Genomic DNA, 26,919 nt, shown 5'->3' with positions numbered 1-26,919 from the left:
GACAATTGTTATATTAATGGTATGGAATTGGCAGCGGGATTAGAAGTTGCGTTGGAAAGTGAAGAACCCATTGGCGAAGTTCTTGTGCGTATGAGTGTATTGTCCAAAGCGAGGTTAGCGGAAGCTGTTCGCAGATATCTGGGTATCCCTGAAATTGCTCTGACTCAAGTCATTATTGACCCAGAGGTTGCAGGCTTAATTCCTGAAGAGATGGCTCATCGCTACACACTTATTCCGTTTAAACGAGGTTCCGGATTGTTAAGAGTCGCCATGTCAGACCCTACAAATGAACGCGCCCTCCGGGATGTTCGGATGTTCACAGGACTAGAGGTTGAGCCAGTTTTTGCAACGAGCGAAGAAATCCAAACCGCTATTCGACAGTATTTGACGGTGGAGCAATCGGTTGCCCGGCTTACTCATCTTGAGGACAGAACTGTTGAAGAGCAAGCTGTTTGGATGATCAAGCCCTCCGAAAGCGATACTCAGCAAGAAGATGCCCCCACCCTTAAATTAGTCCATTCTGTCTTGCACGAGGCGGTAGTCCAAGGGGTCAGTGATATACATTGGGAACCACGCAAGAACGATTTTGTGGTGCGTTATCGCATAGATGGTAAACTTATCATGAAACATGTTCTAGCATTGAACGCTGCAAGGAGTATTGTCTCCAGTTTAAAAGTAATGGCGCAAATGGATGTTGCAGAGCGTCGGATGCCTCAGGATGGTCGGATGACATTCAGTGCAGGGCTTAGGCATGTAGACTTCAGAATGGCCTCAATGCCAACTTTGTATGGAGAAAAAATTGTGGTGCGTATTCTGGACCCAGAGATGGCTCAGCGTCCCTTAGATGCCTTAGGGATGCGATCAGAGGTTGAAGCAGGGATAAAAAACCTGTTAAGACGTCCGAACGGTTTAATATTAGTCGTAGGGCCGACAGGAAGTGGTAAGACCACAACTCTTTATGCATTGCTCCGAGAACTTAATTCTGATGAGCAAAACATTATTTCAATTGAAGAGCCTGTTGAGTATCAACTTCTCGGAGTAAACCAAGTTCAAGTCAATCTTCCCGCAGGACTCAGTTTTGCGGTCGGATTACGGCATATACTGCGGCAAGATCCAGATGTGATTATGATCGGGGAAATTCGCGACGAAGAAACAGCCAGAATCGCCATTACGGCTTCCCTCACAGGACATTTGGTTTTATCGACGCTTCATACTAACACAGCTGCAGAGGCGTTAGCTCGACTCCTGGATATGGGGATAGAACCGTATCTTTTGGCGTCCGCGGTCAGCGGGGTATTGTCTCAACGGTTGGTTCGCAGATTGTGTGAGAAGTGTAAGGCGAAATATGCAGTATCTGAGGCCCAGAAAAGAGCACTTAGGTTGCAAGCATCTATTACCCTGCTTTATCGCTCTACAGGGTGCCCACAATGTCTTGGAACTGGGTTTCGAGGTAGGATTGGGATCCATGAGTTTTTACTATATAATCAAGAGATTAAGGAACTTGTAATTTCTCGCCATAATTCAGGGACATTGAGCAACAGGCGATGGTTTCCGGAATGATGACAGTTTTTGAAGATGGGCTATCGAAGGCGATTCAAGGGCTTACGACAGTAGAGGAAGTATTACACGCTGTTTCTGGAATCGAAGGGTAAGAGGAGAGAAAAGAAATGCTATCACTTGAAGAACTGTTGCAGGTGGCGGGAGAACAGAAGGCTTCAGATATCCACTTGACGGTGGAAAGTCCTCCAGTTCTGCGTATTAACGGTTTAATGGTACAACTTCAAACGGAGAAACTATCTCAGGCTGATTTAGAAACGTTTGTCCATACCCTGATGAATGAACAACAGGCCAAACGATTTGCTGAATGCGGCGAACTAGATCTATCGTATAGTTTGCCAGGAGTTGGACGATATCGGGTCAATGCTTTTCGACAGCGTGGCTCGATCGGAGTAGTGATTCGTTTGATTCCGTTTGTGATACCGAGTCCAGAAAGCCTTGGTCTTCCGCCAGTAAGTATTGAATTAGCCAAGCTACATAAAGGGTTGGTGTTGGTGACAGGTCCAACTGGAAGCGGTAAATCGACTACCCTTGCCTCGTTAGTTGATTACATTAATCGCACTAGGGCTTGTCACATCGTAACGATTGAAGACCCTATCGAATATTTACATCGCCATAAACTGAGCTTAGTCAACCAACGGGAAGTAGGGTATGATACCAAGTCGTTTACAAATGCGCTACGTGCAGTACTCAGACAAGATCCAGATGTGATTTTAGTAGGGGAGATGCGAGATTTAGAAACCATCGCAACGGCAGTGACCGCTGCTGAAACTGGACACTTGGTTTTCAGTACACTCCATACAAATGATGCTACCCAATCGGTAGATCGGATGATTGATGCTTTTCCGCCTCATCAACAGCAGCAAATCCGAGTGCAGCTGGCTGCAGTGTTACAGGGTATATTGTCTCAACAGTTGTTTCCTAGGGCAGATCGCTTGGGGCGCGTGGCGGCCATTGAAGTTATGTTAGCGACGCCAGCGGTTCGCAGCCTCATTCGTGAGGGAAAGACTCATCAACTGCCGACCGTTATCCAGACGAATGCTAAACTAGGAATGCAAACTATGGATAAAGCCATTATGGACTTAGTTCACAAGGGTTTAATTACTAATGAGATTGCCCAGGAAAGGTTACAAAGTCCAGATAATTTAAGGCGATGAGTAGGCAGCGTTTCGTCTGGAAAGCTGTTGATCAAAATGGACTAATTCAACGGGGAATATTGGTAGCGCATGAAATCACGGAAGTTCAAAAGTACTTAAGGAATAAAGGGCACTTTCCAGTGGTAATACGGGCAAGTCGAAATTGGCAAAGCGTATTGCTACCGTCCAGTACGAATTTCCAATGGAGCCATTTCGCTCGAAGGTTGGCTACTTTATTGGAAGCTGGAATTCCATTACTGCAAGCTTTGGAGATAATGACCTTTCATGAAGAAAAATTAACATTTCCAATAGAACAATGGAAGAACATCAAGGAACGGGTGGAAGAAGGCAGCGACTTGTCGGAAGCAATATCTCGCCAGAATCAATCCCCAAATTCATTTGTACTCTCCATGATCAAAGCCGGGGAATACACGGGAACACTGGAGAAAGTTCTCAGTGATGTAGCTGATGAGTTAGATCAGGAAAACGTTTATCAGAAAAAGATCAAAGCTGCTCTTGCCTATCCGATTCTTTTGCTCTTCGCTGTGGTCATTGTACTTTATGTACTCTCTGTTTGGGTACTCCCGATGTACGAAAAACTTTTTATAAGTATGGGTGCGGAATTACCTTTTTTGACTCAAGTCATCTTTGCCGGTGGTCGCATACTCCCCGTGGTTTTGGTGAGCGGACTTGGGTTAATCACCGGTGGCTTGGTGGTTTTGAAACTCATTAGCCCAAATATCTTCAGAAAGCGGCTGATTCACATAATGGGAAGACTCCCTCTCATCGGGAAGGTCTATCATCTTCGTGACTTGGTACAATTTAGTCGGATGTTGGGTCGCTTATTGGGTGCTGGAATTCCCTTATTGGACGCTCTTCGCTTAACAGCAGGAGCTGTGAGTGGTCTAGAGATGCTCCAATTAATCAACCAGCTCGTGCTAAACGTTCGAGAGGGCAAGCACATGGCCCCTTTATTGCGTGCAAGCAAAGCTTTTTCCAAGGAAGGGGCGGAAATGATCGCGGTCGCTGAGGAAGTGGGACAGTTGGACCAGATGCTCCACTATGTCACCCAAATGTTTCGAAGCGAGCTTGAAGATCAGCTTGATCGGTTAACGCGTATGATTGAACCGGCACTTATTCTGGCTTTAGCAGGACTGATCGGCCTAGTTGCAGCGGGGGTAATGCTTCCTATTTTTGATCTCAGTTCACATCTTGAATAACAGAAGCCAGAAGTCAGAACTCGGATGTCGGATATGAGTAAGTGGGTTACTGTCCCTGAGTATTCAGTTATATTATAAAATGGGTGATGAAAGTGAGGAAGAAGTAGAATGAATTATATCAAGCAGGACAACGGGTTTACGCTAATTGAAGTGCTGGCTGTAATCATTATTATAGGAGTCTTGGGTGCTGTAGCAATCCCTAAATTGGTGTCTAGTACAACAAACGCACGGCAAAAGGCGGATGTGGCGACAGCGCACCAGGTAAAAGCAGCCTTAGATCGTTTTCAGTTGGATACAGGAGCGTATCCCATTGATACAGACTTGACGATAAAAGATGGAGTGGTAACTGGTGAGGAGTTCATTCCTAAATACATCAGCAAACTAGACACTTCGACAACTCAGCAGGCAGCGCCAAGTGGTGGTAAGAAAGGATTTGGAACTGCTCAATTGGAGAAGGACTATAGCATTCCTAACCCAGAATTGGCTACTAACACGATTATGATTTATTTGTCGAGTGATGGCTTGGCGGCCGAAGTACGTGCGTATGATGAAACTTTAAAGAATGTGCTTTGGACATCCGCAAATTAGGATTAATCCCATCGTGAGACTTCCCCTGCTACAAGTGGGAGAGGTGTCTTATCCTGATAGCCCTATTCCCAATCCTTATGAGATTATTCCCAATAGTATTGATCCCCCGTGCACTGCTTCGGTGGGGGGCGGGAACTCCCCCACCAAAGTCTCGAGGTCGAATTTTAGTTGAACAAGATCACTAGATAGTCGTGGACTCAAGCTGATGCACAAAATTAACTAAAAGGGGACATGACATTGTATTTATTCAGTATAACCATCGGAATCTTAGGTCTTTTGATTGGTAGTTTTTTGAACGTTGTCATCTATCGTGTCCCACGTGGGGAATCTATTGTCTCGCCCGGTTCACATTGCCCCACTTGTGGACACGCCCTACGAGCATGGGAACTCATTCCCGTAGTTAGCTTTCTGATCCAGAGAGGGCAGTGCCGTGGCTGTCAGACTCGGATTTCATGGCGTTATCCAGCAGTCGAACTTCTTACGGGGACGCTCTTCTTTCTTACTGCATTTTTAAGTTTTGGCACGGAGACCCATTCGGCTCGATTACTTTTGAACCTAGTCTTTGTGGCTGTGCTCTTAGCTTTGTCCTTTATTGATCTCGATACGTTTCGGTTGCCAGATGTTCTTACCCTTCCCCTCTTAGGGCTTGGTTTATTAGGCGCCTTTCTCATACCGGGAAACCCGAGCGGATGGGGAAGCGCGTTCAGTGCTTTGGGCGCAGGGGGGGGATTCTGGATTATTGCCCGAGTTTATCCGCAAGGAATGGGACTCGGAGATGCAAAACTGGTTGCTGCAATGGGGGCATTCCTGGGATTTCCCTCAATATTCCTAGCCGTTTTGATAGGGAGTTTTGTGGGAGCGTTCATAGGGATATGTCTTCTCTTTGCAGGTCGAAAGCGGTTTGGGCAACAGATCCCCTTTGGGCCCTATCTTGCATTAGGAGCAATCTTTGCATTATTGTGGGGAAGTCAAATTTCTAAGTGGTATTGGGCAGGGATCTAATTTGATGTTCGTGGTTCGATATTTGAATCTGACCATGAAACGGGAACTACGAACTACGAACTAGAATATCGAACCAGATAAGGAGGTGTTCCGATGCGCAAGAGATCAGTAGTGTTTGAATTAACCGATGGGGAAGTTCGGGCGTTTTGGTTTTCGGTCCCTCCTTTTAGGAAACTAGGTCATAGTTCTACTTCGGTCAAATTTGACCGTATTTCAATACCGACTGGAATCATCGAACAGGGCAACGTGCGTGATGAAAACGCTTTACTTGGCATTTTGTCTAGCTATAGGATGCAAAACCCAGGAAAAAGTGAGAAAGTGTATCTAGCAATTCCCCTGCAACAAGGGTTTATCCAGACCTATACTTTGCCCTGGATTTCCAAGCGGGATAGGAAATCGGCAATATCGCTGTTAGTCGATGAGGAGATTCCAATCGCGAGATCGGATTTACTCTATGATTTCCTGGTGACTTCCGAAGAAAAGCAGATCAGCTTGCAGGTTCTACTTGGTGCAACCCGACAAAGTCTACTAGAGAAGTATGTTGCGGCCTTTGGACAAGCAGGGTTTAAGGTAACAGGTGTAGATTTCTCGTTCTCTATCCTAGGACAAGCTTTGGGATTTGAACTGAACGAAGATGTACTTTATCTTCAGGGCGATCCTAATTCTCTTCAGATGGTCCTATTTCGTGGAGCAGTTCCAGAAATTGTCCGAGTTTTGCCCGCTCTTCCTAGACCAGAGGAAAGTGTAGAGAGCACAAAAGGCGGACGGAAGCGTGGGGGACCGAGATCCGACGCCTTCTCTTGTATTACAGAACACAGCGCACTGATCTCAATTTGAAACGTTTGGTTTGGAGCGGGGACCCTGTAGCTGACCAGTTGGCTCAAGAGTTACTTCAGTCGAATCATGTTTCAACGGTAGAGCAAGCCCGACTCCATTCTGTTCCTAGTGTCTGGCAGAAGGGCTTGGAGGAGGGGAAGGCTTGTTACGAGGTGGTAATGGGATATGGCTTGCGCATTTTAGCTGAGCAGCCTGAGTTAAATCTGTGGAGGCAATCAAATAACTTGCAAGCTGTTCGACGGACGTACCAGGGAATGGCGCTGTTCGCCTGTGCTCTTTTGATGGCTGGAACTATGAATTGGGTTTGGTTCTTTCAAAAGACGATACCCTTGAAGCAAGCGGTCCAGCAACTTTCTGATCAGGGTGCAAAGCTTGTGGCCCAAGGCCAACAAAAGGAAGCACTTGAGGCTGCCTGGAGGAAGGTACAGATAGATTCGGAGAAGATAGGTACTCGCTTGATACAGATGCAAGCAATGTCGAGCCCGGAACTAAAGATTGAGAATGTCAGTTATAAGCGAGGGAATCTGTCCCTTAGCTGTAATGCTAAAAATACGAAAAGTGTTCAAACTCTGATCCAGACCATGCGGACCATGGGCTGGGAACAACCTGCTTTGACGAGCTATAAATTGACATCCCTGAACACCGTCGAGTTTTCTTTAAGTGCAAAATGTGGACAAGTCATAACGGAATCAGAAAGTATTATCGAGAACAGACCACAGGAAATGACCCAAAACATAATGGAAGATACAAGTGGTAAATCCTTTGATGAGAGAGGGTAAATCATGGCTTACTTCTCTATTATGACTAAATCTAATCCCTTGTTAGCCCCTTCTTCAATGCGGTTTTCACTGCGCTCTGTTAAAGGAATCGTTGTGGGGTTACTGCTGTCCATTTGCTTGGGATTTATGTTTCTTTGGCAGCCAGCCTACCTTCAATTAAGATCATTAGAACAGAATAAAGACTATTGGCAACAAGTATTGAGAACAGACGTTAGCGACACCAAAACGGACACGAAGGCGGCCGCTATACCCACATTTGACCAGTTACCTGACATTATTGAACAATGTCGTGGTGTATTTGTAAAAGAAGGTGTGGACTTGGTTTCCTTGAATGTTGAACGGTTTGGTGAACGAGGAGACATTGGAAAGGGTGCAAAGCTGGATTACAGTTTAGTCCGATTACATTTGCGTGGACAATGGGAGGGGGTTGTCACAGCTCTCAAGATATTGGAAGAAAGAAAAGATTTCAGCATTCATGTTCAGGAAGTCGTGTTAAATGCAGATGGGGAAGAAGCACTTCTGCAGATTTATTTTATCAGCCAGTAAAGGAAATTATCGGAACGTGACATTCTCCTTTCCCATAGCCTAAGAAGAGGAGGAATGTGCAATGGGTAAGGAATACTGCATTCAACCTGGAGACAATTTTCATGCTTTAGCCCAGCGCTGGGGTGGGACTTGTGACGATTTTATAGAAGTTAACCCCTGTGTTGATCCACTTAAACTTCAAGTCGGACAAAAAATTGTTCTCCCAGATTTTAAAGAACCCACAAAAGGGCAAGCTCAATATGCAGATATCCGTGTAGATCATGGACAAGAGTTTGTAGGCGAATATCTTGATCAAGTTGAAATGGAAGTAGAGGGCGTGAGTTTTCGCGTTCGTCGTATCGGTGAACCCAAAGTTCCCCATGAGATCCACCTAATTCTGCCACGCGCCGAGATCCATAAGGTTCAACCAGCTGGAGACGGAGGACCATGCGAAGTGCAAATTATGTTAAGTAATATGGATATTGTGCTCTCTCCTCGGCTGGTAAGTGGAAAAGGGGATACTGCGGAACAGGCAAAACCAGGGGTGCAAACCCAAACTCAACCACTCCAATTACCTCAAACTCAGCAGCAGAGTCAAGTCGAGCAACTGCCTCAAACTCAAAGCTTACAAACACAACAATAGCAGGTCTTTTTGTTTCTATAATTCTTCACTAATCACCTCCGTATATCGGAGGTTTTTGTTTGGTATATTAGAAAGGTCCGGTTAAATGAGATCTATAATTTAAAATACTATGCGACATGAAGAAATTGTGATAAAATTTTGGATATGTGACGAGGAAGTGATGAATTGGCAAGCATTTGGGTATTTCATGGACCTAATCTGAATTTATTAGGACTACGTGAACCGGAACATTATGGGTCGCGCACTTTAGCTGAGATTAATCAGGAAGTAGTAGCAACCGCTAATCAAGTGGGGATTAACGCTGAATGCCGGCAAACGAATCATGAGGGGGACCTCTTAGATTGGATACAGGCTTTAACCTGTGATGATTTTTTAATTCTTAATCCTGGGGCATGGACTCATACAAGTTATGCGATTCGAGATGCTATTCGTGCAGTAAGGGTTCCGACTATAGAGGTTCATCTTTCCAACATTCATGCACGTGAAGCATTTAGAGCCAATTCTGTCATTGCACCGGTATGTATCGGACAAGTTTCAGGTCTAGGTGCAGACGGTTATGTTTTAGCGATGCGGTATGCCATCGACTATCAAGATCGACGTAGTGAACTCGTTCAATAAAGTTGAACATCGAGACTTAGTGGGAGTCTACCTGGGGGTACTGCTCCAGTTGTGGGGGGAGTCTCACGATCGGAAAAATAGAAAGAGGGAAATACATCATGAGTCGGCTAGAACGGATGCGCCAAAAGATGCGCGAAGAAAAAATCGATGCTTATGTGGTTATCCGCCCTGAGAATGGGCGATATCTGAGCGGATTTTCTGGTGGAGAAGCAACTCTGTATATTACGGTAGAAAAAGCGTTTTTGCTGACGGATTTTCGTTACATAAAACAGGCAACTAGCGAGGCGCCTGTTTTTGAAATCATTAAGACAGGACAGGACCACTTTGAAGCGTTGGCAGAAATTGGGCGACAGGCCCAGCGGGTTGGTTTTGAAGGAGACTTTGTCACCTATGAGAGCTTTGGGAAATTAAAAGAAGGGTTCCCACAAGCAGAACTTCTTTCTCTACCCAATCTTGTCAGTCATTTGCGTTCTGTGAAGGATCAGGCGGAGATTGAGATACTTCGGCAAGCTGTAAAAATTGCAGATGATGCTTTTTCCAGCGTACTGATGTCGATTGAAATAGGCCAGACGGAAGCAGAAATTGGAATTGACTTAGAGTATTCCATGCGCAGAGCTGGTGCAAGTGGAGGTTCTTTTGATTTTATCGTGGCATCGGGCGTTCGTTCTGCCTTACCTCATGGTGCAGCCAGTTCAAAAAAAGTTCATTTAGGAGAGTTTCTGACGATGGACTTCGGAGCGATTTATCAGGGCTATTGCTCCGATATTACCCGAACGGTGTTTTTGGGCCAACCAGAGGAAAAACATCGGGAAGTTTATGAGGTCGTCTTAGCAGCCCAGAGGGCAGGGATTGCAGCGGTTGCGCCGGGGCGCACCGGAAAAGAAGTTGATGCTGTAGCACGAAAAATTATCGAAGACGCTGGCTATGGAGATTACTTTGGACATGGACTAGGACATTCCGTGGGTCTAGCCATTCATGAAGGACCAAATCTTAATACTCGAGAAGAGCGCGTGCTTGAACCAGGCATGGTAATAACTGTCGAACCAGGAATTTATATCCCGGATTGGGGTGGCGTTCGGATTGAAGATATTGTTTTGGTCACTGAAAGTGGCTGCGAAGTCTTGACACAGTCGCCGAAAGAGTTCATTATCTTTGAGTGAAGCGTTTTAGCCTCTTACTAAGATAAAATCTTAGAGAGGGCTCACTATACTAGAATATTTAGGGGGAAAAGACATATATGATTTCTGCAAATGATTTTAAGACAGGTGTAACAATACAATTAGATGGCGATGTTTTCTCAGTGGTTGAGTTCCAACATGTTAAACCAGGTAAAGGGGCAGCCTTTGTCCGATCTAAATTGAAAAACGTAAAAACGGGTGGAGTCGTAGAGCGAAGGTTTAATGCCGGAGAAAAGGTCCCGAAGGCCCATGTTGAGCGCCGAGATATGGATTATCTCTATAAAGATGGGGAGCATTTTGTGGTCATGGACAAGGAAACTTATGAACAATTATCTCTGACTGCGGTGCAAATTGGGGACGGGATCAAGTGGCTGAAAGAAAACATGACCTTAGGGGTACTCTTTTTTGAGGTAGAGGTTATTGGAGTTGATGTGCCAAATACTGTCCAACTTGCTGTTGCTGCTACTGAACCAGGAGTAAAAGGGGATACCGCAACTGGAGGAACAAAACCGGCAACCTTGGAAACCGGTACAGTAGTGCAAGTTCCTTTCTTTGTTAATGAAGGGGATGTACTGATCATCGATACTAGGACAGGAAGTTATCTTCAAAGGGCCTAGTTATCTTGCCTAATAGCTAAAATGAGCTTGATGAACTAAGCTGAACATTGAGGCTTCGTATATGAAGTTTGCAATGCGAAAGAGGACCATATCCCACCTTGCGTTTAAAGAGTGCTACGGACGTGCTATCACAACCGTAGCACCCTTTGTTTCTCATCATTTACTCTTATATAAAAATGTTCAGTATTTATTATTTAAGCTACTAATATTTTGAAGGAATCCTGAAAATATTGGAGAATAAAGCATTCAGGGAGGAGTCTCTGAAATGGACTTTAAGAAGACGTGGCATTCAAAAGGACATGGTTTTAAGAGGGTCACTCCATTGCGTATGGTCATACTTTATACTCTGAGCAGTGGAATCTGGATTCTCTTTTCAGATCGAATATTAAGCGCTATTGTGACAGATCGCTGGTTATTCCTCCAGTTATCGATAGCTAAGGGTTGGTTATATGTTGCTGTGATGGCAGTATTGCTCTGTTTTTTGTTTCAATGGGGATATAGCTCCCTTCAGCAATCTGAGAAAGCCCTTCAAAAAGATAAAGAACACTTGGAACGCTTTCGACTTTTGGCAGAGAACGTGCTTGATTTGATTATCTTTATCAACCCAGATGGGCAGATTATTGATGCTAACGAAGCGGCAGTTAAACGTTATGGCTACACCCGAGAGGAATTAACCAATATGCCTCTTAGCAATTTGCGTTTGCCTGAGGATCAGTTAACTGTGCCATACTTTCTCCAAAAGGCACCTAAAGGACTCCAGTTCGAGCTCCAGCACGTTTGCAAAGATGGAAGCGTCTTTCCGATTGATATTAGTGCTCAAGGTGCAACCTCGAATGGAAAGCCGATAATTGTAAGCATAATTCGAGATATCACAAAACGTAAAAATGCTGAGGCAGCGGTCTGGCTGGAGAAGGAACGGGCTCAAGTAACACTGAAGTCCATTGGAGATGCGGTGATTACCACAGATGTGCGGGCGAACGTCGAGTACCTAAACCCAGTCGCTGAGGCTTTAACAGGTTGGACCAATTCAGAAGCAATTGGCCAGCCACTGGAAAAGGTCTTTCATATTGTCAATGAAGGAACTGGGAAAAAGGTACAAAATCCGATCGTCCGCTGTCTTCAGGAAGGATGTATAGTCGGTTTAGCAAACCATACGGTCTTGATCAATAAAACGGGTTCGAGCATCGCTATTGAGGATTCGGCTGCTCCTATTCGTGATCGAACAGAAACGGTCCTTGGTGGGGTCTTAGTTTTTCACGATGTCAGTTATAAGCGAAACCTGATGAAAGAATTGGCGCATCATGCGCATCATGATGCCTTAACGGGTCTTCCAAATCGTCTGAATTTCAATGAGTGTTTGCATCAGGCCTTAGCAAGGTCGAAACGCAAACAGGGAATGTTAGCGGTCATGTTTTTGGACTTGGACCGCTTTAAACTGATTAATGACACGATGGGTCATAACCTTGGTGACAAACTTCTGAAGGATATCGCAGATCGCATACGTCAAACCTTGCGCGAAGGAGATACGATTGCAAGACAAGGCGGCGATGAGTTTTTAGTTTTACTTCCGGAAATTAAGGATGAATTAGAGGTTAAGTCCGTGACCGAACGGATCCTGCGGGTCTTTTCCCAATCCTTAATGCTGGATGGTAATGAAGTATACATGAGTACAAGTATCGGGATCGCCCTTTATCCCACCGATGGCAGTGATTTGGAAACCTTGGTAAAACACGCGGATACGGCGATGTACTATGCTAAGGAGCAGGGCAGAAATAATTATCAGTTTTTTACTGCGGGTCTTAATATTCAAGCTAATGATCGCCTTTCAACCGAGAATAGCCTGCGTAAGGCTTTAAATCGAGGAGAGTTTATCCTTCATTATCAGCCCCAGGTCGATATTGAAAGTGGATGTATCGTGGGTCTAGAGGCTCTGATCCGTTGGAATTCAGCAGAAAATGGAATCATTCCCCCGTTTTCATTTATTCCCATAGCGGAAGAGACTGGTTTGATTGTGCCCATTGGAGAATGGGTTTTACGGACAGCCTGTGCTCAAAATAAGACCTGGCAAAAACAAGGATATCCCCACTTGCGTATGGCAGTTAATATTTCTGCTCGGCAATTTCAAGAACCGAAATTCATTAAGCTGGTGGCGGATGTGCTAAAAGAAACTGGCCTAGATCCACAGTGGCTAGAACTTGAAATTACGGAAAGCATTGCAATGAAAAATGGTGATGCTTCGGTTGAAATGCTGAACTCTTTCAAGAATTTGGGTGTGCGAATTTCCATCGACGATTTTGGAACTGGATTCTCTTCATTGAATTATTTGATGCGTATGCCGATTGATACTCTGAAGATAGATCAGTCCTTTATTCAAGACATAAGTTTGGGCGAAAATGGAGAGCAAGTTGTTGCCGCCATTATCCAGCTCGCTAAAAACCTCCACTTGAAAGTAATTGCTGAAGGCGTGGAGACGAAGACACAAAGGACTTTCCTCAAGGACAAGCAGTGTGATGAAATGCAGGGATTCCTCTTTAGTAGGGCGGTCACTCCTGAAGAAGTGGAAAAATTGTTTCAAAAATCCTCCAAGTAATTACCCTATCGATACATTCCATTCCATTTAAGTTAAGGGGCTGTAACTACACTTGTTTTCCAGTTTGTTACAGCCCCACTATATTTGTTAATTCCTTATATATTTAGAGGATTGTTCACCGCTTCAAAGGTGTACAATCCTCTTTTTTGGGATAACGCACCACCGACTTAAATAATCTCAAGTTTCGTAACAGCCTCTTTTATTTCAGTACACCTGAGAGGTGTGCCTTTTCCACGCGCAAAACTTACGCTTAATCATGTCTAAAATCGAACCTGAGGACATACCTTCAATGAAGGGGGGCAATGACGTGTCGCTACATTATACGCTATCTGTCATTCAAGCACCAAAAGTAACTAAAACCATTGCTAAGGGCAAGGTCTTGGAGGCGGAGGAGAACATTTTCTGTCCGAATCAAAGCTCGGTGCTATGGGCGGATATGGCAAGATGGTTTGGTGAAGAGATAAGTTCGATTATAAACAATATCAGGGCAGTCCCCTTTCATGAGGTTGAAGAAATTCGCTTGCGAGTGGGTCAACCTCTTATGGTACGAACGTCAGATAAGGATTTATTTATGAACCGAGATGGAGGAGTAACGAACCCAGAAAAGGCATACTTCGCTACACGGGAAGATCTAGTTTGTGCGCTAGAGCGAATGACTCAAAGTTCAGTTTATGCTGCCGAGGAGGACCTTAAACAGGGTTTTTTAACTCTTCCGGGAGGGAACCGAGTGGGGGTAACGGGAGAGGCAGTCTTACTACGTGGCCAAATTCAAACCTTGAAGCACGTTTCTGCCTTGAATCTGCGAATTGCTCGGGAAATTAAGGGGCAGGGCTTAAAAATCATACCCTTACTCTTAGACGAAAAAGGATTGTTTTACCATACTCTCTTGATTTCTCCGCCTCGGGCTGGTAAAACGACTCTTTTACGGGATCTGATCCGCCTCATAAGTAACGGGGTTCCGCAAATAGGACTAAGGGGGCAAACCGTCGGTGTCGTAGATGAACGTGGGGAGCTGGCTGGGATGTGGCAAGGGGTGCCCACCTATAACTTGGGATACAGAACAGACGTGTTGGATGGCTGCCCAAAAGCTTGTGGGATGAATATGATCGTTCGTTCTATGGCCCCTCAAGTGATAGCTATGGATGAGCTTGGTCACAGCGAAGATGTGACTGCCCTTATGGATGCCTTGCGCACCGGGGTGCGAATTCTTAGTACAGCACACGCCAGTTCTTTAGAAGAAGCACGGAGCAGGCCGACCTTAGCTCATTTGCTGGAGCAAAGAGTGTTCGAACGTCTAGTTGTGTTAAGCCGGAAACATGGGCCGGGAACGATCGATGGGGTGTATGACCTTAAGACAGGGAGGAGCCTGTGATGCTCATAATAGGGTGTGTTGCAATCATCGCTGGATGCGGCAGTTTGGGATTGTGGTTGGCTCACCGAATTCGACGAAGACCGGTAGAATTACGAGGCTGTCTAATGGCCTTGGCTCTTCTAGATACGGAAATTATTTGGGGGTCTACCCCATTACCAGAGGCCTTCTGTATCGTGAAGGAACGAACGGATCAACCCTGGCAAGGCTTTTTTGAAGAGCTACAGGAACGTTTGCAGCGGGGCGAGTCAGCAAGCTTGGCTTGGAAAGGCACAATCTTCAAGCAGAATCAGCATTTCTGTTTGAAACAAGAAGACTGGCATGTAATCAGTGATGTTGGCAGAGGATTAGGTCGATCGGATAGCCATGAGCAACATAAACAAATAGAACTAGTTCAACGTCAACTAGCTTTGCTGAAGGAGCAAGCAGGAATGTGGTCTGATAAGCAAGCTAAGATGTGGTCCTATCTAGGTTTCCTCTGTGGGATCGCTGGTGTGCTCATTTTAATTTAACCATGGAGAGGAGTCGGATAAATGAGCTTTAATCTAATCATTACTGTTGCTGGCATTGGTATTTTGGTTGGAGTATTATCATCCGTGCTGGATTCATCCGGCCGCAAGGAAATGGCTCAGGGCGTCACGATTATAGGCGTCATAGTGGTTCTCTATATTGTAGTACAATCTATTGCTGAATTATTTACCCTGGTTAAGAGTGTTTTTAACCTTTATTAGGGGGCTAAGACGTGGAGATATGGCAAATCGTAGGGCTAGCCCTGATTGTTACAGTTATTAGTGTCGTTCTGAAACAGATTCGACCAGAAATTGCCTTGCAACTTACTATATTAGCAAGTGCGTCAATTTTTATCCTCGTGATGAGCAAGATTAAGATCATTGTAGATTTACTTCAGAACCTAGCAGATCAGGCCAATATTAGTTCTTATTACTTACTGATTGTTTTAAAGATAGTGGGCGTGGCCTATCTGGCTGAGTTTGGTGCTCAAATCTGTCGTGATGCAGGGGAAGGTGCCTTGGCAAGTAAAATTGAGCTGGCGGCTAAAGTTGCAGTTATTGTAATAGCCATTCCCATTATTGTAGCCATTACCGAGTCACTGGTACGACTCGTTCCGTGAGGTGATGTATTTGCAGCGATTCCTTATCAAACTACTATTTTTTGTCGTCTTGATCAGTGGGACAACTTCCCCCGTACTTGCCGAGGAAGTTCCTTCTTCAACAGAGTCAACAGGACTTTCCCACCAAATTGATCTAACTCAAATGCGGGGATTTCTCGAACAACTGGATTCTGATGTGCTGGAGGCTATGCCTGGTTTTTCATTGGCACAAATGTTTGAGGATTTAAAGAGCGGAACGTTGGATCTGAGCCCGGAAAATTTAGGTCAGAGTTTAGTAAAACTACTTGGACGGGAAGTTTTGAGTAGTGCTCCTCTAATAGGCAAGTTACTTATTTTGGCCGTACTCTGTGCAGTATTGGGTCAGCTGCAGGTAGCCTATGAGGGGAATGTTGGGAAGCTCGCTCAGGTTATGACTTATCTTGTGCTAATAAGTTTGGCCCTAACTTCTTTTCGGGAGGCCTTAGGGGTCGCCATGGGAACCATTGATAAGATGGTTGGGCTCATGCAAACCTTGTTTCCAGTGATGTTAACCTTACTGATCTCCATGGGAAACTTAACCAGCGCTGCCCTATTTAAGCCCCTCATTATGGGAAGTTTGACAGTTTTAGCCACTATGATCAAAACGGTTGTGTTACCATTCTTTTTTCTTGCTGCTGTACTTAGACTGTTTAATCATATATCTGAACACTTTAAGCTTGGTAAACTCGCCGGACTTCTTGAATTTGCAGGCAAATTGAGTTTAGGCGTCATCATGACAGTGTTTATCGGAGTTATGACGATTCAAGGGGTGACAGGAGGGGTTGCCGATAGCGTGGTATTCCGTACAGCTAAGTATTCAGCAGATCTTATTCCAGTAGTCGGAAAATTTTTTAAAGATGCTGTTGAGCTAGTCATTACATCCGGTTTACTACTGAAAAATGCGGTGGGAATCATTGCCTTGCTAGCCATTATTGTGATATGTGTAGCCCCTTTGGTGAAAATATTAGCTATGATCTTTGTATTTCGTATTTCAGCCGCCCTCATTGAACCGCTCGGTGAAAAGACCCTTGCAGAAAGCCTACAAGATATGTCCAAGAGTCTAATCTTTATCCTAGTAACGGTAGCTGCAGTTGGGATTATGTTTTTTATGACCGTCGCCGTGGTCATAGGAACGGGAACCTTTTCGGTGATGTTGCACTAAGGAGGAAAGAATTGTGCAGACGTTACATACCCTTGTGCGTAATTTGGCCGTGATCTTACTGTTGGCCACCTTTCTGGAAATGTTGTTGCCTAATAAATCGATGCGCGGATTTGTGCAGATGGTGATGGGATTGTTTGTGATCTCTGCAGTGCTTGCTCCGATTACAACGTTTTTACATACTCCTTTAGATATGGATATACCTGCCTGGTCAGCCACAACCCCTCAGGATTTACCGGCAATAGCCACGGAAGGACAAGGGCTAAAATTGGCACGTGATGCTGTTCAAGAGCAATACCGTCAGATTCTTGTAAATCAGATTAAAGCTCTCGCCCTAGGGTCTGATGGAGTCGAGGGGGCGGAGGTCGAGGTCGAGGTTGAGTTTGAAGAAGGTTCAGGCGGGTTAACAGATCAGCCTAAGATCGTTCTGGTCAAAGTTACACTCACTTCTACAAAGGAAGAAATACTTTCAGTTCAACCAATTACGATCGGACACCCCCCTCTAGCCACTGAAAACCAGTCGCCAAGAGCTAATAATGCAAGGGAAAGAATTTCCGAGATAATGAGCATTTCGAAAGATAAGATTATCGTTCAAGAAGGTAAGGCTAAATAAAAACTATGGAAGGAGATTTTGAGTATGAAGCTACTCAAAGAAATTTCATCGTCGGACAGAATGTTAATTGGTTTAGTGGCAGTTATCGTAATTGGGATGTCGCTCATTTACTTTGGTAAAGAGCCAGCAACGCCTACCCAGGGAACGCTGTCTAAGTCTGCCCAGACTACGCCTTCGTCGACCTCAATGACGAAAATCGGGGCCTTGGAAAAAGAATTAGAGAGCAAATTACAAGCCAATTTATTGCAGATGGAAGGGGCTGGCAAGGTGCATGTTTCTGTTAGCTTTTCAACCGGGCTAAAAACTGAGTATGCACGCAACGAGAATGTTACGAAACGAACTTCAAAGGAAACAGATAAGACCGGAGGAACTAGGGAAACGACGGAAGTAACGGAAAATAATCAAGTGGTCATGCCCAGTGGTTCATCTCAACCAGTCATGGTCATGGAAGATCGTCCAGAAGTTGCAGGAGTTTTGATTATTGCTGAGGGAGCTAGGGACGCAACGGTGAGAGAGGGAATTCATTTAGCAGTACAAACGCTCCTTAGTATCCCGGGTACTAAAATCACTGTCGTACCGATGGGAGGATCATAACGTATGTTTAATAGTCGGGGAAAGAGACCGGTCATCCTGCTTTTCGGACACGTATATAAATTGTGGGTGGGTGGTATAGTGAGTTTGATGGTAATTCTTGCAGCACTTGGAATTTGGGTGATCAAGTCCGAACCACCTGCCTATTTTTCGAGACAAGCGAGTTTACCTGTTAATGCTTCCGTCGAGGACCCTCCGATTCAGTTTGAAGTTGAAACAGTGAAAGAAAACGTTTCAGGGGAAAATTATTTTGTGAACTATCGCTTAAAACGAGACCAATTTCGCCAAGAAACAAAAGCAATGCTTTCCGAGTTGTTAAACTCAACGGTCGATAAGAGTAAAGTACAAGCTCAAGAAAAATGGCTTGAACTCAGTACGAAAATACTTAAAGAAGGAGAAGTCGAGAACCTTCTCAAAATGAAAGGGTTCCAAGATGCTGTGGCAGACGTTTTCCCCGAAAATGTGACAGTCATTGTTTATGCCCCCAGCTTAACACCGAATGAAGTAAGTCACATTCAAGACATCGTCGTGAGGGTAACAAAAGTTCGACTTGATAAAATTACAATATCAGCTCGAAAATAGGTCTATCCACCGGAAGATGGTATAGTTAGAAACGATGTTGCTAATAATATTATGGGTGACTACAAACATCCCAAAATGGCTGATAGTTGTAGGTGTATTAATCGGGGTTGTTGGCGGCTATCAAACTATGTTTGGAGTAAAAGCGTTATTAGAATAGGAAAATAAATTAAAGATAATTACATTTACTGATCCGGAAGTGCAGCTCATAGAATTGGGCTGCATTGTCTATGTAGCAGCTTATGCGGTTTAATCTCGCTTACATAGGGTGAATAGTATCTGTCATAAAATACTGTATACTTACTATCATCTCGTTGATAAACACCCCGCACCCCCATATAATAAATATATGTCTTATTTTGCGATAATAAAAAGATTAACCATTGCAGGGATATTCGAACAATGGGGAGAATACAGAGAGGGGTAAAGGCAGTGAAACCAGTCAAAATTACGGATACAACTTTGAGGGATGCTCACCAAAGCCTTTGGGCCACTCGGATGCGAACTGAAGATATGCTGCCAATTCTAACCGAGTTGGATGAGGCTGGGTTTTTTTCGCTAGAAGTATGGGGAGGAGCCACCTTTGATGTCTGTTTGCGCTTTTTAGGTGAGGATCCTTGGGAGCGGTTGCGTCAGATCAAGAGTATTGTCAAAAAGACGCCACTGCAAATGCTATTAAGAGCCCAGTCCTTAGTTGGGTATTCACACTACCCAGATGATGTCGTTCGAGAATTTGTCTCACTGAGTGTGAAAAATGGGATCGATATTATCCGTATTTTTGATTCGCTAAACGATGTTCGAAATATGGTTGTTCCAATGGACGCGGCAAAAAAAGCAGGTGCCCATGTTCAGGCGTCTGTTGTCTATACCATAAGCCCAGTTCATACCACAAAACATTATTTAGAAACAGCCACGTCACTTGCTGAACTTGGTGCTGATTCCATCTGTATAAAAGATATGGCAGGATTGCTAACCCCGTACAAGGCTTATGAATTGGTTTCGTTGTTAAAAAAAGAGTTAGGGATCATGGTTCATTTACATAGCCATTATATTGGGGGAATGGCTGTCGGGACTTACTTAAAAGCAGCAGAAGCAGGTGTGGATGTTATTGACACTGCCAGTGTTCCTTTGGCTTTTGGTGCAAGTCAACCTCCTGTCGAAACCGTCGTTCGGGCGTTACAAGACACGGAACATGATACGGGCTTGAATCTGCGTCAGCTGTTCCGAATTGCGAAATATTTTGAAGCATTGCGTAAAAGCCGAGGTTTCGAACGTGGTATAACTCGTATCTCGGATATGAGAGTGTTTGAACATCAAGTTCCGGGCGGAATGATCTCCAACCTTGTATCTCAACTGGAAGAACAAGGGGCATTGGAGCGCATTCATGATGTGCTGGAGGAGATTCCTAAGGTTCGAGCAGAATTAGGATATCCACCGCTGGTCACACCTACAAGTCAAATTGTTGGGACACAAGCTGTATTAAACGTGCTGACCGGGGTAAGATATAAATTAGTACCAGGCGAAGTAAAGGCCTATGTTCGTGGTCAATATGGTCGTCCCCCAGCCCCAATAGACCATGAAATTCAGAAAAAAATTATTGGCGATGAGGAACCGCTGACCGTTCGGCCGGCTGATATTCTGGAACCAGGTCTTGCTAAGGCACAGCGAGAAAGTGCAGAATTAGCTCGTTCCCCAGAAGATGTGATCAGTTATGCCATTTTCCCTCAAGTCGCCAAGAAGTTTTTTGAGGAGAGACAGGCTGGCGTCATATCCAGAGAGGGGCCTAAAGAGACAAAAGAGACGAAAGAAACACAGCCAGCGTGGTTATCTAAGGAGGACTCGAAATTGAATTTACAAGAGATAAAAGAATTAATTAAGATTATAGATGAAACTGAAATCAGTGAATTAAATCTTGAAAGCGATGGAGTGAAGGTATCCATTCGCAAAGGACCAAGTTTTGCCGGTGTTCCAGTGATTGCCAGTGCACGTCAAGAGGGAACGGAGCGTGCTGTTGCACCTCCTGCAGTTCATCCCTCTCCCACTATTGAAGCTTCTCCTAAAGCTCCAGAACAAGTTGGCTTGGAGAACACAAAAATGATCACGTCTCCTATGGTAGGGACGTTTTATAGTTCACAGTCTCCAGAAGCAGCTGCTTATGTTAAAGTCGGTCAGATGGTCGAAGTGGGGCAGCCTGTTTGCATTGTTGAAGCTATGAAATTAATGAATGAAATTGAGTCAGAAATAGAGGGTAAGATCATTCAAATTCTTGTTGAGAACGGGCAACCTGTGGAATATGGTCAACCGCTATTCATCATTGAAAATAAGGAGAAGTAGTATGTTTAAAAAAGTCTTGATCGCGAATCGCGGAGAAATCGCTTTGCGCATCATTCGTGCATGTCGCGAGCTTGATATTGAGACGGTCGCTGTTTTTTCTGAGGGAGATCGAGAAGCTTTGCACGTCAAGGCAGCGGACGAAGCAATTTGCATCGGGCCCGTGGCAAGTGCCAAGAGTTATTTAAACATCCCTAACATAATCAGCGCGGCAGAATTAACAGGTGTTGATGCCATTCACCCGGGATACGGCTTCTTATCGGAAAATGCTCGCTTTGCAGAGATATGCGAATCATGTGGCATCACATTTATCGGGCCATCCCCGAAAGTCATCGAATCCATGGGAGATAAGGCCATGGCACGGAAAACAATGATTGAGTGCGGCGTACCTGTAGTTCCTGGTTCTAAAGATATCATCAAAGATGTAGAAGCGGCTGGGGCAGTTGCGGAAGAAATCGGGTATCCCGTTTTAATTAAGGCATCAGCCGGCGGCGGTGGTAAAGGAATGCGGGTTGCTCAAAACTCCAAAGAATTGATCAAGTCCATTCAAGCGGCACAAAACGAAGCCCAGGCCTCATTTGGCAACGCTGAGGTTTACCTAGAAAAATACGTTGAAGAACCCAGACACATCGAATTTCAAATATTAGGAGATAAATTTGGTAATGTAGTCCATTTGGGAGAACGAGATTGTTCACTACAACGTCGCCATCAAAAGCTTCTCGAGGAATCTCCTTCAAGTGCTATAACCCCAGAGTTAAGAGCTGAAATGGGTGCGGTGGCTGTCAAAGCGGCTAAGTCGGTTAACTATTCAAGTGCAGGGACGATTGAGTTCTTATTGGATCGTCACGGGAATTTCTATTTCATAGAAATGAATACTCGGATACAGGTCGAGCATACCGTCACAGAGATGGTAACGGGACTTGACTTAATCAAGGAAATGATTCGTATAGCAGCTGGTGAGCCGCTGGGATTAATTCAAGAAGATGTTCAAGTTCGAGGCTGGGCAATAGAGTGCAGAATCAATGCAGAAGACCCAGATAAGAACTTCATGCCTTCACCAGGGATGATTAAAATCTATCATGTTCCAGGTGGGCCAGGAGTACGGGTTGACAGTGCAGTATATCAGGGGTATACGGTTCCACCTTACTATGATTCGATGGTCGGGAAGTTGATTGTCTGGGGTGCTACGAGGCAAGAGGCCATAGCACGTATGAAGCGAGCCCTTGAGGAATATGTTATCGAAGGGATTCATACGACGATTCCATTTCACTTGAAAGTGTTAGACAATGCCTTCTACCGTCGTGGAGAAGTTTATACGAATTTTATTCAACGACGTATTTTAGGGGAGTAAAATTCGAAAAATAGCAACTGCCAAAAATGCCTTTGCTAGATCAGCCCTTATTTGGTATAATAACAACATAATATTGGAAAAAGGTGATGTTCGATATTTGGAGTGCGATTTTCGAACCATGAACCACAGACGACGAACATCAATATGGAGGGTACGAGATGGAAAGCTTGGGAACGGATAATTCCCTCGGTTCTATTCGGATTGCTGACGAAGTAGTTGAAGTCATTGCTGGGTTAGCTGCTTCTGAAGTTGAGGGAGTAGTTGGCATGAGTGGGGGTCTTGTAGGAGATCTTGCACACATGTTAGGGAGAAATAAAAACCTGTCAAAAGGGGTTAAAGTTGAAGTCGGTGAACATGAAGTTGCAGTAGATCTCTTTATCGTTGTAGAATTTGGTGTATCAATTCCTGAGGTCGCCTTAAGCGTACAGGAAGCAGTGAAGGAAGCCATTGAAAGCATGACGGGGCTAAAGGTTGTAGAGGCAAATGTTCATGTTCAAGGGGTGAATTTTAAACCATCACTTGAAACTAAAATCAAAGAAGAAGACTTTCGTCTGAAGTAGAGTCGGCCCCCCCTGGATATACCAGGGGGGGCAAGTTGATAGCTGGATAAATATAAGACAGACTCTTCTTCATGCAAAAATCGGGAACGCAACCAGAGCTTTTAGACTGATACATAGTATTTAGCAACGGCTTCTGAAAGAGGGGACGACAAATGTTTGCGTATATTTTGGGATTCCTTTTAATACTTGGGGCTCTTTGGATATTAGCCATCGCAACGGGGTGGGGGCTTCCTTACGTTCTGCTTGCTCATGGAGTCCAGTGGTTCAAAGTAAACCCATGGGAAACTACTGTTGTAGCTGCTGTTTTGCTCATGTTGGGATTACTTCTGTTTATGCGACCGCACGAACGTTCGGATCGTTCCTTCCAAACGTCATCCAAAGGAGGAAATGTGCGGATTTCTCAGGATGCATTACAGGAAATTATTGCACGAAGTGCAACGGCGCTGCCGAATGTGTTACATGTCCAATCAACCCTGAGAGAGCGAGACGCTGGACTTCAGATTATGATTTCTTGCCAATTTGAGCAGGGCGAGAGCATCCCAAAAATATCCGAAGAACTTCAAGCGAAGGTTAAGGAAGATGTGGAACTTTATACAGGAATTATGGTGACAGAGGTGAAAGTGCTGGTGCAACGTCTGGAGAAGGCCCATCTGACACGCGCCAGATGAGTGAGTTTTGGTCGAAAACTGGAGAGATAATTACCAAGTTTTTAGTTTGGGCCATCGAAAATCATCCGGGTAAACTGATAGGAACGTCTCTAGGATTTGTATTGGGTTTACTAATGGTGACACTTGGTTTCTGGCGTACAGTGATATTAGCCTTGTTTGCTATTCTGGGATTTGTCTTAGGAAAACGACAAGATGATAATAAAATTATTACAACATGGTTAGAAAAAAATTTTAGAAAGTACTAGGAGGAATTCCCTTGAGTCGAAGATTAGCCCGTGAGACTGCCTTGCAAGTACTTTTTCAAAGGGACCTGACGAAAGAAACCCTAATTACTGCCGAGATCGTAGATTGTTGGGCAGCGGAATTTGTAGTACCTGAGGCTAGTAGGCCCTTTGCCCAGAGCTTAGTTGACGGAACGATAGCCCATCAGGAAGAAATCGATCAGACGATTGCTTCATTTGCTCAGGATTGGACACTTAGCCGTATGGCAAACGTGGACCGAAATGTGATGCGTCTAGCTACATATGAGATTCTGTTTTGTCCAGATATTCCTGGACGAGTGACTCTTAATGAGGCTATCGAATTAGCGAAACGATTTGGAGGCGAGGAATCGGCAAAGTTTGTGAATGGAATTCTTGACCGAGTCGTTGCAAGTGTCTCGAAAGTAGAACAAAAAGGGCCCATAAACAAGTAATTGTTTTGGGCTTTTAACTTTATTTTACCTTACCAGCCATTACTTAAATTGATACTCTAGAAGTATCAATTTAAGTAATAGTTCATTATATGAATATTTGAAATATTCATATAATGAACTAAATTTAGTCGGCTAATTTGATATAGGAATCAAAAAAAATGTTGATAACTTAATCTTCTAAATTAATCGAAATAATGTTGTTACATTGAAGGGAAAACGCATTAACATCTCGAATAAACATAATGATATGGTAAATTATATAGACATTGAGGAGGAGTTAAATGTACCGCGTTGTTAAAAAAAGACTGTTGGCACCGGCCATTGCCCTGCTAGAAGTTGACGCACCGGCTGTAGCCGCCAAAGTTGAGCCAGGCCAATTTGTTATTGTGCGTGTAGATGAATTGGGTGAGCGCATCCCACTAACTGTCATGGACTTTGACCGAGAAAAAGGGACCATTACTATTGTTGTACAGGACGTAGGATATTCTTCGGCCCTCATTACTGCGATGAATGAAGGGGACGAATTTGAAGATTTTGTTGGACCGTTAGGAGTAGCTTCAGAAATTGAAAATCATGGTACCGTTGTTTGCATTGGTGGGGGGTTGGGGATTGCCCCCATTTATCCGATTGCACGGGCTTTAAAAGATGCAGGAAATCATGTGATTTCCGTCTTAGGGTCACGGTGTGCGGATCTTCTGATTTTAGAAGAAGAAATGCGTGCAGTGAGTAATGAAGTTGTTATTGCCACGAATGACGGTAGCAAGGGCGTTAAAGGGTTCGTGACAGACGGGCTAGCTCAAGTCTTAGCTCAAGGGCATCAGGTTAAGGTGATTTGGGCAATCGGTCCCATGGTAATGATGAAAGCAGTTGTGGATTATACCCGACCCTTGGGTATCAAAACGATTGTCAGCATGAATCCAATTATGGTTGATGGGACTGGAATGTGTGGTGCTTGCCGGATTAGTGTTGGTAATGAAACTAAATTCGCCTGTGTAGATGGACCGGAATTCGATGGACATCTGGTCGATTTTGATCTGGCTATGAAACGTTTAGCGTTTTTTAAAGACGAAGAGAACCGGGCCAAGGCTCGGTTGGAATGTGACCACGAAGGAGGGCATCATTAATGGCAGAGATTATAGAAAAAACAAAGAAAGTAAAAATACCTCGCCACGAAATGCCTTGCCAAGAACCTCTGGTTAGAGCGCATAACTTTGAAGAAGTAGCTCTGGGCTATACACAAGAAACGGCTATGGAAGAAGCCAAGCGATGTTTGCAATGTAAGAAGCCATTATGCATTTCAGGATGTCCTGTAGAAGTACTTATTCCGGATTTTATTAAAATGATTGCTGAAGGAGATTTTGAAGAGTCGGCAAGGGTTCTAAAGATTAAGAATTCTTTACCGGCAGTTTGTGGTCGAGTTTGCCCTCAAGAAGTCCAATGCGAGAGTAAATGTATCTTGGGAATTAAAGGGGAGTCAGTAGCTATTGGTCGTCTAGAGCGTTTTGCTGCGGATTTTGGCATGAAGTCGAATGAAGCCAAGTCCGAGAAAGTGGAGCCGACTGGTAAACGTGTGGCCATTATCGGGGCCGGACCTGCAGGATTGGCTTGCGCAGGTGATTTAGCGAAGGCCGGACATGCTGTAACGATCCTTGAAGCATTGCATGTTGCTGGTGGCGTATTGATGTATGGAATTCCTCAGTTCCGTTTACCAAAGGAAATTGTGCAGACGGAGATTTCAAACCTTAAGAAAATGGGAGTTGAAATTCTTACGAACCAAGTGGTCGGCAAAATCACTTCGGTGGATGAACTGATGGCCAACGGATATGACGCAGTGTTCATTGGGACAGGCGCAGGACTTCCGTACTTTATGGATATTCCTGGAGAAAACCTAAATGGAGTATATTCCGCGAACGAATTTTTAACCAGGACTAATTTGATGAAGGGTTATAAGTTCCCTGACTATGCAACCCCAGTTAAAGTAGGGAAAAACGTAGCAGTTCTCGGCGCAGGAAACGTCGCTATGGATTCGGCACGCACAGCCTTACGCTTAGGTGCAGAAAATGTTTATGTTATTTACCGTCGTTCTCGCGCTGAGATGCCAGCAAGGAATGAAGAACTTGAACATGCGGAAGAAGAAGGGATACAATTCCGTCTTTTAACGAATCCTGTTGCAATCGTTGGAGATGAGCGTGGGTGGGTTAACAGCTTAACTTGTTTGCGCTATGAACTTGGAGAACCGGACGCCTCCGGACGACGTTCCCCAGTTGCTATTCCTGGATCAGAATTTGAGATTCCGATGGATACGGTGGTTGTGGCAATTGGGCAGGGACCGAACCCATTGGTGACAACGTCCACTCCAGGATTGGATTTGAACAAACGGGGTAACATCGTCGCCGACCCTGAAACTCTTATGACGTCTAAGCCTGGTGTTTTTGCGGGTGGAGATATTGTTACTGGCGCTGCTACTGTAATTTTGGCGATGGGCGCTGGTAAAAAGGCTGCTGTAGGCATCGATTCGTATCTTAAAACAAAGTAAGTAAATTGCTTGGATTATAGATAGGGATTTT

The 26,919-nt window shown here is 44.5% G+C and carries 28 protein-coding genes and 1 pseudogene; all 29 read left to right on the top strand.

From position 1 onward, the window contains the following. Positions 1-21: 21 nt before the first annotated feature. The 29 genes and pseudogenes from E4K67_RS14075 (at position 22) to gltA (ending at position 26,888) form a co-directional block, all read left to right on the top strand. Positions 22-1,652, top strand: a pseudogene (locus E4K67_RS14075) (GspE/PulE family protein). 15 nt (positions 1,653-1,667) lie between these two features. Next, positions 1,668-2,714 carry a type IV pilus twitching motility protein PilT gene (locus E4K67_RS14070; protein ID WP_135547714.1) on the top strand — a complete coding sequence of 349 codons (1,047 nt, stop codon included), beginning with the start codon at positions 1,668-1,670 and terminating at the stop codon, positions 2,712-2,714. Beyond that, complete coding sequence (locus tag E4K67_RS14065) at positions 2,711-3,913, top strand: type II secretion system F family protein (protein ID WP_135547712.1); 1,203 nt, start codon at positions 2,711-2,713, stop codon at positions 3,911-3,913. The genes E4K67_RS14070 and E4K67_RS14065 overlap by 4 nt, the downstream gene beginning before the upstream one ends. A 108-nt stretch (positions 3,914-4,021) precedes the next feature. Further along, entirely contained in the window at positions 4,022-4,501 is a 480-nt protein-coding gene (locus E4K67_RS14060; RefSeq protein ID WP_135547710.1) for a type II secretion system protein, read from the top strand. A gap of 237 nt (positions 4,502-4,738) precedes the next feature. After that, entirely contained in the window at positions 4,739-5,503 is a 765-nt protein-coding gene (locus tag E4K67_RS14055) for a prepilin peptidase (RefSeq protein ID WP_199242543.1), read from the top strand. Between the two features lie 93 nt (positions 5,504-5,596). Then, on the top strand, positions 5,597-6,340 hold the full coding sequence (gene pilM / locus E4K67_RS30655) for a type IV pilus biogenesis protein PilM (protein WP_243454466.1): 744 nt from the start codon (positions 5,597-5,599) through the stop codon (positions 6,338-6,340). Beyond that, entirely contained in the window at positions 6,304-7,119 is an 816-nt protein-coding gene (locus tag E4K67_RS30650; RefSeq protein WP_243454465.1) for a hypothetical protein, read from the top strand. The genes pilM and E4K67_RS30650 overlap by 37 nt, the downstream gene beginning before the upstream one ends. A 3-nt stretch (positions 7,120-7,122) precedes the next feature. Continuing rightward, entirely contained in the window at positions 7,123-7,665 is a 543-nt protein-coding gene (locus E4K67_RS14045; RefSeq protein WP_158408477.1) for a hypothetical protein, read from the top strand. Positions 7,666-7,726: 61 nt separating this feature from the next. Further along, positions 7,727-8,287: a LysM peptidoglycan-binding domain-containing protein gene (locus E4K67_RS14040; protein ID WP_135547704.1), complete on the top strand. Its 561-nt coding sequence runs from the start codon at positions 7,727-7,729 to the stop codon at positions 8,285-8,287. Positions 8,288-8,452: 165 nt separating this feature from the next. Beyond that, on the top strand, positions 8,453-8,905 hold the full coding sequence (gene aroQ, locus E4K67_RS14035) for a type II 3-dehydroquinate dehydratase (protein WP_135547702.1): 453 nt from the start codon (positions 8,453-8,455) through the stop codon (positions 8,903-8,905). A gap of 98 nt (positions 8,906-9,003) precedes the next feature. Beyond that, positions 9,004-10,065, top strand: coding sequence for a M24 family metallopeptidase (locus E4K67_RS14030; RefSeq protein WP_135547700.1), 1,062 nt, complete (start codon positions 9,004-9,006; stop codon positions 10,063-10,065). A 77-nt stretch (positions 10,066-10,142) separates the two neighbouring features. Next, the gene (gene efp / locus E4K67_RS14025; RefSeq protein WP_135547698.1) at positions 10,143-10,700 is read left to right on the top strand and encodes an elongation factor P; all 558 of its coding nucleotides are present in this window, start codon (positions 10,143-10,145) and stop codon (positions 10,698-10,700) included. A gap of 265 nt (positions 10,701-10,965) precedes the next feature. Continuing rightward, entirely contained in the window at positions 10,966-13,290 is a 2,325-nt protein-coding gene (locus E4K67_RS14020; protein ID WP_135547696.1) for an EAL domain-containing protein, read from the top strand. 307 nt (positions 13,291-13,597) lie between these two features. Further along, complete coding sequence (gene spoIIIAA, locus E4K67_RS14015) at positions 13,598-14,662, top strand: stage III sporulation protein AA (protein ID WP_243454464.1); 1,065 nt, start codon at positions 13,598-13,600, stop codon at positions 14,660-14,662. Beyond that, complete coding sequence (locus tag E4K67_RS14010; RefSeq protein ID WP_135547694.1) at positions 14,662-15,171, top strand: stage III sporulation protein AB; 510 nt, start codon at positions 14,662-14,664, stop codon at positions 15,169-15,171. The genes spoIIIAA and E4K67_RS14010 overlap by 1 nt, the downstream gene beginning before the upstream one ends. A gap of 21 nt (positions 15,172-15,192) precedes the next feature. Next, entirely contained in the window at positions 15,193-15,390 is a 198-nt protein-coding gene (gene spoIIIAC, locus E4K67_RS14005; protein WP_135547692.1) for a stage III sporulation protein AC, read from the top strand. An 11-nt stretch (positions 15,391-15,401) separates the two neighbouring features. Continuing rightward, positions 15,402-15,788, top strand: coding sequence for a stage III sporulation protein AD (spoIIIAD, locus tag E4K67_RS14000; RefSeq protein WP_135547689.1), 387 nt, complete (start codon positions 15,402-15,404; stop codon positions 15,786-15,788). A gap of 4 nt (positions 15,789-15,792) precedes the next feature. Beyond that, the gene (spoIIIAE, locus tag E4K67_RS13995) at positions 15,793-16,968 is read left to right on the top strand and encodes a stage III sporulation protein AE (RefSeq protein WP_420841540.1); all 1,176 of its coding nucleotides are present in this window, start codon (positions 15,793-15,795) and stop codon (positions 16,966-16,968) included. 13 nt (positions 16,969-16,981) lie between these two features. Then, positions 16,982-17,578 carry a stage III sporulation protein AF gene (spoIIIAF, locus tag E4K67_RS13990; protein WP_135547685.1) on the top strand — a complete coding sequence of 199 codons (597 nt, stop codon included), beginning with the start codon at positions 16,982-16,984 and terminating at the stop codon, positions 17,576-17,578. A gap of 24 nt (positions 17,579-17,602) precedes the next feature. Next, positions 17,603-18,172 carry a stage III sporulation protein AH gene (locus E4K67_RS13985; protein WP_135547683.1) on the top strand — a complete coding sequence of 190 codons (570 nt, stop codon included), beginning with the start codon at positions 17,603-17,605 and terminating at the stop codon, positions 18,170-18,172. A gap of 3 nt (positions 18,173-18,175) precedes the next feature. Continuing rightward, positions 18,176-18,751, top strand: a complete 576-nt coding sequence (locus tag E4K67_RS13980; RefSeq protein WP_135547681.1) for a SpoIIIAH-like family protein — start codon at positions 18,176-18,178, stop codon at positions 18,749-18,751. 429 nt (positions 18,752-19,180) lie between these two features. Beyond that, positions 19,181-21,082 carry an acetyl-CoA carboxylase biotin carboxyl carrier protein gene (accB, locus tag E4K67_RS13975; RefSeq protein WP_135547679.1) on the top strand — a complete coding sequence of 634 codons (1,902 nt, stop codon included), beginning with the start codon at positions 19,181-19,183 and terminating at the stop codon, positions 21,080-21,082. 1 nt (position 21,083) lies between these two features. After that, positions 21,084-22,430, top strand: coding sequence for an acetyl-CoA carboxylase biotin carboxylase subunit (accC, locus tag E4K67_RS13970; protein WP_135547677.1), 1,347 nt, complete (start codon positions 21,084-21,086; stop codon positions 22,428-22,430). A gap of 158 nt (positions 22,431-22,588) precedes the next feature. Continuing rightward, the gene (locus tag E4K67_RS13965; RefSeq protein ID WP_135547675.1) at positions 22,589-22,990 is read left to right on the top strand and encodes an Asp23/Gls24 family envelope stress response protein; all 402 of its coding nucleotides are present in this window, start codon (positions 22,589-22,591) and stop codon (positions 22,988-22,990) included. 152 nt (positions 22,991-23,142) lie between these two features. Continuing rightward, complete coding sequence (amaP, locus tag E4K67_RS13960; RefSeq protein ID WP_135547673.1) at positions 23,143-23,658, top strand: alkaline shock response membrane anchor protein AmaP; 516 nt, start codon at positions 23,143-23,145, stop codon at positions 23,656-23,658. Beyond that, a complete protein-coding gene (locus E4K67_RS13955; RefSeq protein WP_135547671.1) occupies positions 23,655-23,903 on the top strand; it encodes a DUF2273 domain-containing protein in 249 nt (82 codons plus the stop codon). Before amaP ends, E4K67_RS13955 begins: the two co-directional genes overlap by 4 nt. Before the next feature lie 11 nt (positions 23,904-23,914). Then, a complete protein-coding gene (gene nusB, locus E4K67_RS13950; protein WP_135547669.1) occupies positions 23,915-24,352 on the top strand; it encodes a transcription antitermination factor NusB in 438 nt (145 codons plus the stop codon). Between the two features lie 281 nt (positions 24,353-24,633). After that, a complete protein-coding gene (locus E4K67_RS13945; protein WP_135547667.1) occupies positions 24,634-25,476 on the top strand; it encodes a sulfide/dihydroorotate dehydrogenase-like FAD/NAD-binding protein in 843 nt (280 codons plus the stop codon). Further along, the gene (gene gltA, locus E4K67_RS13940; RefSeq protein ID WP_135547665.1) at positions 25,476-26,888 is read left to right on the top strand and encodes an NADPH-dependent glutamate synthase; all 1,413 of its coding nucleotides are present in this window, start codon (positions 25,476-25,478) and stop codon (positions 26,886-26,888) included. The genes E4K67_RS13945 and gltA overlap by 1 nt, the downstream gene beginning before the upstream one ends. Positions 26,889-26,919: the final 31 nt, after the last annotated feature.

Source organism: Desulfosporosinus fructosivorans (assembly GCF_004766045.1).
Classification (GTDB): Bacteria; Bacillota; Desulfitobacteriia; order Desulfitobacteriales; family Desulfitobacteriaceae; genus Desulfosporosinus; species Desulfosporosinus fructosivorans.
This window is presented reverse-complemented; position numbering and strand designations above follow the sequence as displayed.